Source organism: Novosphingobium sp. ST904 (assembly GCF_001298105.1).
GTDB lineage: Bacteria > Pseudomonadota > Alphaproteobacteria > Sphingomonadales > Sphingomonadaceae > Novosphingobium.
Genome location: NZ_LGJH01000122.1, coordinates 41193 through 47792, shown reverse-complemented (window position 1 = coordinate 47792; position 6600 = coordinate 41193). Strand labels below are relative to the sequence as shown.

Here is a 6600-nt window from a genome sequence, read left to right as displayed (position 1 = left end):
CCCGTCAATCCCCTGTGTGCTGGCAGTCTCAGCTGCACGAGGATGATCGATGCGTTCTGAAGTTCCGGGGAAAAAGGGTTGATCCAAACGCGGCCCGCCAGCAGCGACAAAGGCACCGCGACACAAAGCGCGAGAGCCAGCAGCAGGACAAAACGCAGGTTCATGGTCTGAGGGAAACAGTCCAATCGCCCAATGGCTCCGGCGAGGCCAGCGCCCTGCGCGCCGCCGCCAGTTCGTCGAGCGCACGCGGAATGGTTGGGCCCCCGCACCACAGGATGGAGCGGCTCAGCAAGAAACGCCGGGTACTGGTCAGCGCGGAAAGCGCCGGGTGATGCAGCATTCGGTCCTCCTCGGCGAGCGGATCGCCTACCGCGAAGACCACGCGCGGCGGGTCCGCCAGCACATGCTCCAAGGGCAGATAATCGGCCTGGGAGAGGCCGCGCGCGCCGGCAATATTCGTAAAGCCGGTGTGCTCCATCATGTCAACGATCAGGGTCCGGTCTCCGGCCACCAGTCCACCGGATTCCCACACCAGTGCAGGAATTTGCCGCATTCCGGCGGGCGGCGCGTTTCGGGCCACGGCCGCATCGATCCGCTGGACCAGCCGCTCGCCCCGTTCGGGATGCCCGGCCAGCCGTGCAAGCTGGCGCACCTGCTCGCGCGCGGCCCGAAGGTCGGAGGCTATCGGAACCTTGACCAGCTCGAACCCCAGCCGCCGGAACGCCGCCTCGCTTGCGGGATCGAGGAAGGCGCTGGCGACGACGACACGCGGGCCGATCCTCGCCACTTCCTCCACCGATCCCGAAACCGCCCTGAAACGACGCGCCGCTTCCATCGGCATCGAACTGCTCTCGGGATCGTGGCTGTAGTTCGAGATCGCCAGCAACTGGCCCGGCCCTGTCACTTCGGCAAGGATCGCGTCCGTGCAGGGGTTGAGCGAGACGATCGTGGGATGACCACCGGCCTTCGCGGAACCGGGCGCGTCGGCCGCATCGCCGCCCCCGCATCCCGCTAGCACCGCCACCGGGCCGGCAAGAGCCAGCGCGGCGGCGAGCAGGCGGGCCTTGCGCCTTCCCCGTCCCGACCGTGTCAGGGAAAGCGCTCGGATCACATCTTCACCCGAACCCCGGCATAAGCCGCGCGGCCCGGCGTGCCGTATGTCCGCACCACTTCGTAGTGCTCGTCAAACAGGTTCTCGACCCGGCCATAGAGCTGGATGTTCCGCGTCACGTCATAAGCCGTGCGCAGGCCCACCAGGACATTGCCGCCAAGATAATAGGTGTTCGCCACGTCGTCATAGCGCCCCCCACCCACGCGCAGGTCCGCGCCGAGGCGGAAGCCGTCCGACCAGTGCTTGTCGAGGCTGGCGTAGAGGTTGGTCTTGGGACGGCGGGCCAGCTGCTTGCCGGTGTCCTCGTTGGTGGCGTCGAGGTACGTGGCGGAAAGGCTCATGTCGAAGCCGTTCCAGTCGCTCACCTGCATGCCCAGTTCCACGCCCTTCGCGCGGGCCCGGCCGACATTGTAGTAGTTCCATTCGGCCAGATCGTAGTCGATCAGATTTTTGGTCTTGCGGTCGAAATAGGTGACCGAGAACGTCCCGTGCCCTTCCGCGAAGGGCTGCTCGACGCCCACGTCCCACGACTTCGAGGTCTCGGGATCGAGCGCGCGGAAACCGCCATTGGTATAGAGTTGGTAAAGCGACGGCGCCTTGAAGCCCTCGCCATAGCTGGCGCGCAGGATCGGCGCGCTCTCGCCGCCGCCGATCACCCAGGCGCCATTGGCCGAGAACGTGGTCTTGTGGCCGAAGTCCGAATTGTCGTCGTAGCGCAGCCCGCCGTTCAGGGTCAGTCCGGTGACCGGACGCAGCGTCAGCATGCCAAAGTAGCTGTCGATCGAGGTCGAGTCCTTCGATCCGTAGTTGTCCGAAAACTTCTGCTTCTCGGTCTCGGCGCCGACGAGAATGCTCGCCATGTCGACGGGCGTGTAGGAAACCTGCCCCTCGAAGCGGTCCGCGCGGCCGTTGGTGGTGTAGGGACCGAAGACCGCGTCGTCCGAGATGCGGCGGGTGTCGGTGAGGCCGTAGCCCACGCGCGCGGTCAGGCGGCCGTCGAGCCCCTTGTAGCGAAGGTTCGCATAGCCCACCGTGTCGCGCTTCATGCCCACGTTCAGGGCATCGGCGCCGGTGTTGTCGTAATCGTAGTTGGCCTTGGTCCAGTAGGTCCCGGCGTCGGCGGACAGGCCGCCCAGCAGTTCCACTTCGGCGCGGGCATTGGCACTCTTGCTTTCGAAGCCGTCCTTTTCCTTACCGCCGAGGCGCTCGTCGAAGGCGGAATAGCCGTCGCCCTTGAGCCAGTTGCCGCCCAGCGTCAGGCCGACCGGGCCCACCTTGCCCGCCGCCGAGGCGCCGAGCTGCTTCTGGTCGCGCCAGCCATATTCGGCCTGGCCGCGCGCGGTCCACTGCTCGGTCGGGCGTGCGGTGATGAGGTTGACGACGCCGCCGATGGCGCGGCTGCCCCAGAGAACTCCGGAAGAGCCGCGCACCACTTCGATACGGTCGAACTGGCCGACCGTCAGGCTGCCGAAGTCGAAGCCGCCGCCGACATCGCCCGGATCGTTGATGCGCACGCCATCGATCAGCACGAGGCTCTGCGCATTCTCGGCGCCCCGGATGAACACGCTGGCGGGCTGGCCGAAGCCGCCGGACTGGGTGAAGGTCACGCCCGGCAGGCGGGCCAGCACATCGGTGGCGGTGACTGCCTGGGTACGCTCGATATCCTCGCGGGTGACGACCGAGACCGACTGGCCGATCTCGCTCACCGGCGTCTCGGTGCGGGTCGCGGTGACGACGATGCCGTCCGCTGCGATGCTATCGTTTGCGGCTTCGTCCGCCAGCGCGGGAGTGGCGACGGACAGGGCCGTCCCCAGCAGAAACAGATACTTCACGGTAATTCCTCCAACCTTGAACGACATTGCCGTCCATGGCGGAGACGCGCGCCTTTCCTCATGCGCGCGTGCTCGCTGCATGCCGGGACACCCCGCCCGGCTGCGGAACGACCGTCAAGGGCAGGTCTCCTGGCTTCCGGATCGCCGCGCCGCCTCCGCCTTCCCGGTTTGACCCAGTGGCATCGCGTGGAGGGGGCGCTCCCCGGTCACAGTTGCGGGGGCAGCTTCGGGCTTTCGCCGAAATTCCCACCAGGTTCCAATCCTGGGCCCGGCTCCGGGCCACCCATGACGTCGCTTGCGCCGATACTGTCCGGCGCGAGGATTGGCAAGCAGGGCCGGTAAAGGCCGCGCCAGGTATCGCCGCCGGGAAAACCGGAAGATTCTCTTAAGCCATTAAGGCTATCGGCAGGGCCTGTACCGCTTCGGGACGTGCCGATCTGCAGGGATGCCGCGCGCCGCAAAGCGGGTTAGGCGCAAGATGCGCCCGTCCCCCGAAAGGACGCGCCAAGAGGACAATTCGTGACCGCTGCCGCCCTTCCTGCCTGCCTCGAACCCTGGGAAGCGCGTCCGCGCGATTTCCGCGGGCACTTCGCGCGCGGCGGCCGGCGACATGTCGCACGCCGCGCGCGCCGGCGCTGGTCGCTGGGTTTCGCCGCACTGGCCGCCGTGGCACTGCCCGCCTTCGCCTCGCCGGGCTCCTGGCAGCAATTCTCCATCGCCGATGCGCGGTCGCCCGAACAGACGGTCCTGCCGATGCCCTTCGAGCAGGCCGGAGCCAGCTTCCCCGGTTCGGCCTTCTACTATCTCGATGCCGAAGAGCCTGTGCTCAGGATCGGCGAAGGCATTCATTCCGATGCCGATGACGGCGTGACCGGCCCCGGCCCGGTCGCCCGCGCGCTGCGCATCGACAATTCCGGGGTGGACCGCAGCCGCGCGCTCCAGTGCCTGACCGCCGCGATCTACTATGAGGCCGCCAGCGAGCCGGATGCCGGCCAGCGCGCGGTGGCGCAGGTCGTACTCAACCGGCTGGCCCATCCCGCCTATCCCAAGACCGTCTGCGGCGTGGTCTACCAGGGCTCCGAGCGCTCGACCGGCTGCCAGTTCTCCTTCACCTGCGACGGGTCGCTGGCACGCGCGCCGCAGCGCTTCTTCTGGCAGCGTGCGCAGGAAGTCGCCCGCGCGGCGCTTTCCGGCTACGTCTACGCGCCGGTCGGCCTGGCCACGCATTACCACACCGTCCAGGTCAATCCCTACTGGGCGCCGAGCCTCCATTATCTCTCGACGATCGGCGCGCACCGTTTCTATGCCCTGAGCGGACCGGCGGGGAGCCCTTCGGCCTTCCGCTTCGCCTATTTCGGCGGGGAGCCGCTCGCCGCGCCGCATCGCCATGACGATTCCGCCGCCAGAGCGGTCGCCAACGCCGCGCTGGACCCGCTCGCGGTGCAGCGCGCCTTCGAGGCGGCAACCCCGATCCGGCCGGACACCGCCATCCAGCCCGCCTCCGCTCCGGCCACCCTCGTGCAGGCCGCCGTCCCTGCCTATGCCAGCGACGTGCGCGAACGGGGCGGCGAAGCGCTATACCGGGCGAGGAACCTGCCCGAGGCCCATGGGATCAGGCCCGACTATGCCAATTCCGGGCGCTGGATCGGGCAACCGGTTCAGTAAACCTCCCGATTCCCCTCTCAAGGTTTCGGCAACCATACGCCCTCATTAAGGCTTAGCGCCTGCAATCCTATAACGGGGTCGCGGCACCACCCCCTAACGCCGAAGACAAGAGGCCCGATACCATGGCAATCCGCTTCTCCGCCGCCAAAGGCGGGACGTGTCCTGTGATCGTGCGAGCGCTGTGTCCATCCGTGCCGCTCGGCGCGGTCAACGACAACGGCACTCGTCGCCGAACGCGCCGGCAGCGGACGGAGGGGCACGCCACCGCGCAGCAGCAGGATGCGGCCACCCTGGCCGCGAACGAGCGCATCTTCGCCGAAGCCTTGCGCCATTTCGCCCGCCACGGCCTGTCCGCCGCCTCCCATGCCCGCGCCAATGCCGCCGCCGCGCGCCTCGCGGGGGACATCGCGGCCTGCGACTGGTGGATCGCCATCTGCCGGCAGCTCGATCACCGCATGGCCGAAGCCTTCGCCAGACGGCTCACCACGAACGCCTGACAGTCTCGCCGCCGCCGCCGTGACTCGCGACCGCCTGCCCTTCCTCCAAGGCGACTCGCCCTCCCCGACGCTTGCCTGTCATACCGCCGTGCGAGACACTTGGATGCAATCTGCGCCCGCCGGGTTGCGCAAAACAGGCTCCGAACCCCGCTTCCCGGGCCAGTTTTCCGCGCATTCCCGCCCACTATTGCAATTGCGAACTATTATCAGTAAAAACTGCCCCACCAGCCCTTTGCGCGGGCTTTTCACGGTTGCAATGTCGGTTTGAGGGGCGTAGGTCGCCCCTCGTTGAACACCGGCACCTGCCTTTAGCGGGACACAGCAGGCCGCCTTTTCGTCCGTCGATCCCGCCTCTGGGAAGGACAAGCAAGCATCATGGCTCGTAAGAAGATTGCCCTCATCGGCGCCGGCAACATCGGCGGCACCCTCGCGCACCTCGCCGCGCAGAAGGAACTGGGCGACATCGTCCTCTTCGACGTCGCAGAAGGCCTGCCGCAGGGCAAGGCGCTCGACCTGTCGCAGTGCGGTCCCGTGGAGGGCTTCGACGCCAAGATCACCGGCACCAACGACTATGCCGACATTGCCGGCGCCGACGTCATCATCGTCACCGCCGGTGTCGCCCGCAAGCCGGGCATGAGCCGCGACGACCTGCTGGGCATCAACCTCAAGGTGATGAAGGCAGTCGGCGAAGGCATCGCCGCCAACGCACCCGACGCTTTCGTGATCTGCATCACCAACCCGCTCGACGCGATGGTCTGGGCGCTGCGCGAATTCTCGGGCCTGCCCCACAACAAGGTCGTCGGCATGGCCGGCGTGCTGGACTCGGCCCGCTTCTCGACCTTCCTGGCCTGGGAATTCGGCGTTTCGGTCCGCGACGTGACCTCGTTCGTGCTCGGCGGCCACGGCGACACCATGGTGCCGGTGGTCGAATACTCGACCGTCAAGGGCATCCCGGTTCCCGACCTCATCAAGATGGGCAAGACCACCCAGGATCGCATCGACGCCATCGTCAAGCGCACCGCCAACGGCGGCGGCGAAGTGGTGGCCCTGCTGAAGACCGGCTCGGCCTTCTACGCTCCCGCCGCTTCGGCGATCGCCATGGCTGAATCGTACCTGGGCGACCAGAAGCGCGTCCTGCCCTGCGCCGCGCACCTCGAAGGCCAGTACGGCGTCGACGGCCTCTATGTCGGCGTGCCCGTCGTGATCGGCGCCGATGGCGTCGAGCAGGTCATCGAGATCGAACTGAACGAGAAGGCGAAAGCCGGTCTCCAGGTCTCGATCGACGCGGTCAAGGAACTGCTGGTCGCCTGCAAGGCTATCGACGGCTCGCTGGCCTGATCCGTTTGACCGGCCCGGCCCGCCCGGCAAAGTGCCGGAGCGGGCGGGCTCGGCTTACTGGCCCGTTGATTTTACGACTTGGACGGTTGCACTTCGCGGAATTGCGCCATGGCGCTTCCCAAGCCGGAATCGGCCTACACCAGGAACAGGAATTAGG

Annotated in this window: 5 protein-coding genes and 1 riboswitch; of the genes, 3 read left to right on the top strand and 2 right to left on the bottom strand. The window is 67.3% G+C overall.

The window, feature by feature from the left end; translation table 11 throughout:
* Nucleotides 1-160: 160 nt before the first annotated feature.
* Both ADT71_RS06405 and ADT71_RS06400 read right to left on the bottom strand, forming a co-directional pair.
* Nucleotides 161-1111, bottom strand: a complete 951-nt coding sequence (locus tag ADT71_RS06405) for an ABC transporter substrate-binding protein (protein WP_231635654.1) — start codon at nt 1109-1111, stop codon at nt 161-163.
* Entirely contained in the window at nt 1108-2943 is a 1836-nt protein-coding gene (locus tag ADT71_RS06400; RefSeq protein ID WP_054435842.1) for a TonB-dependent receptor domain-containing protein, read from the bottom strand. The genes ADT71_RS06405 and ADT71_RS06400 overlap by 4 nt, the downstream gene beginning before the upstream one ends.
* A gap of 101 nt (nt 2944-3044) precedes the next feature.
* A riboswitch (cobalamin riboswitch) is annotated at nt 3045-3230 on the bottom strand.
* Nucleotides 3231-3462: 232 nt separating this feature from the next.
* Here ADT71_RS06400 and ADT71_RS06395 point away from each other — a divergent pair.
* The 3 genes from ADT71_RS06395 (at nt 3463) to mdh (ending at nt 6443) form a co-directional block, all read left to right on the top strand.
* Nucleotides 3463-4608, top strand: coding sequence for a cell wall hydrolase (locus ADT71_RS06395; protein WP_082370188.1), 1146 nt, complete (start codon nt 3463-3465; stop codon nt 4606-4608).
* 122 nt (nt 4609-4730) lie between these two features.
* Nucleotides 4731-5105, top strand: coding sequence for a hypothetical protein (locus ADT71_RS06390; protein ID WP_054435836.1), 375 nt, complete (start codon nt 4731-4733; stop codon nt 5103-5105).
* Nucleotides 5106-5480: 375 nt separating this feature from the next.
* Nucleotides 5481-6443, top strand: a complete 963-nt coding sequence (gene mdh / locus ADT71_RS06385; RefSeq protein ID WP_054435835.1) for a malate dehydrogenase — start codon at nt 5481-5483, stop codon at nt 6441-6443.
* Nucleotides 6444-6600: the final 157 nt, after the last annotated feature.

Excerpts from the sequence above, each read along its gene's own strand:
- mdh (WP_054435835.1), top strand. The coding sequence starts at position 5,481 with ATGGCTCGTAAGAAGATTGCCCTCATCGGCGCCGGCAACATCGGCGGC.
- ADT71_RS06390 (WP_054435836.1), top strand. The coding sequence starts at position 4,731 with ATGGCAATCCGCTTCTCCGCCGCCAAAGGCGGGACGTGTCCTGTGATC.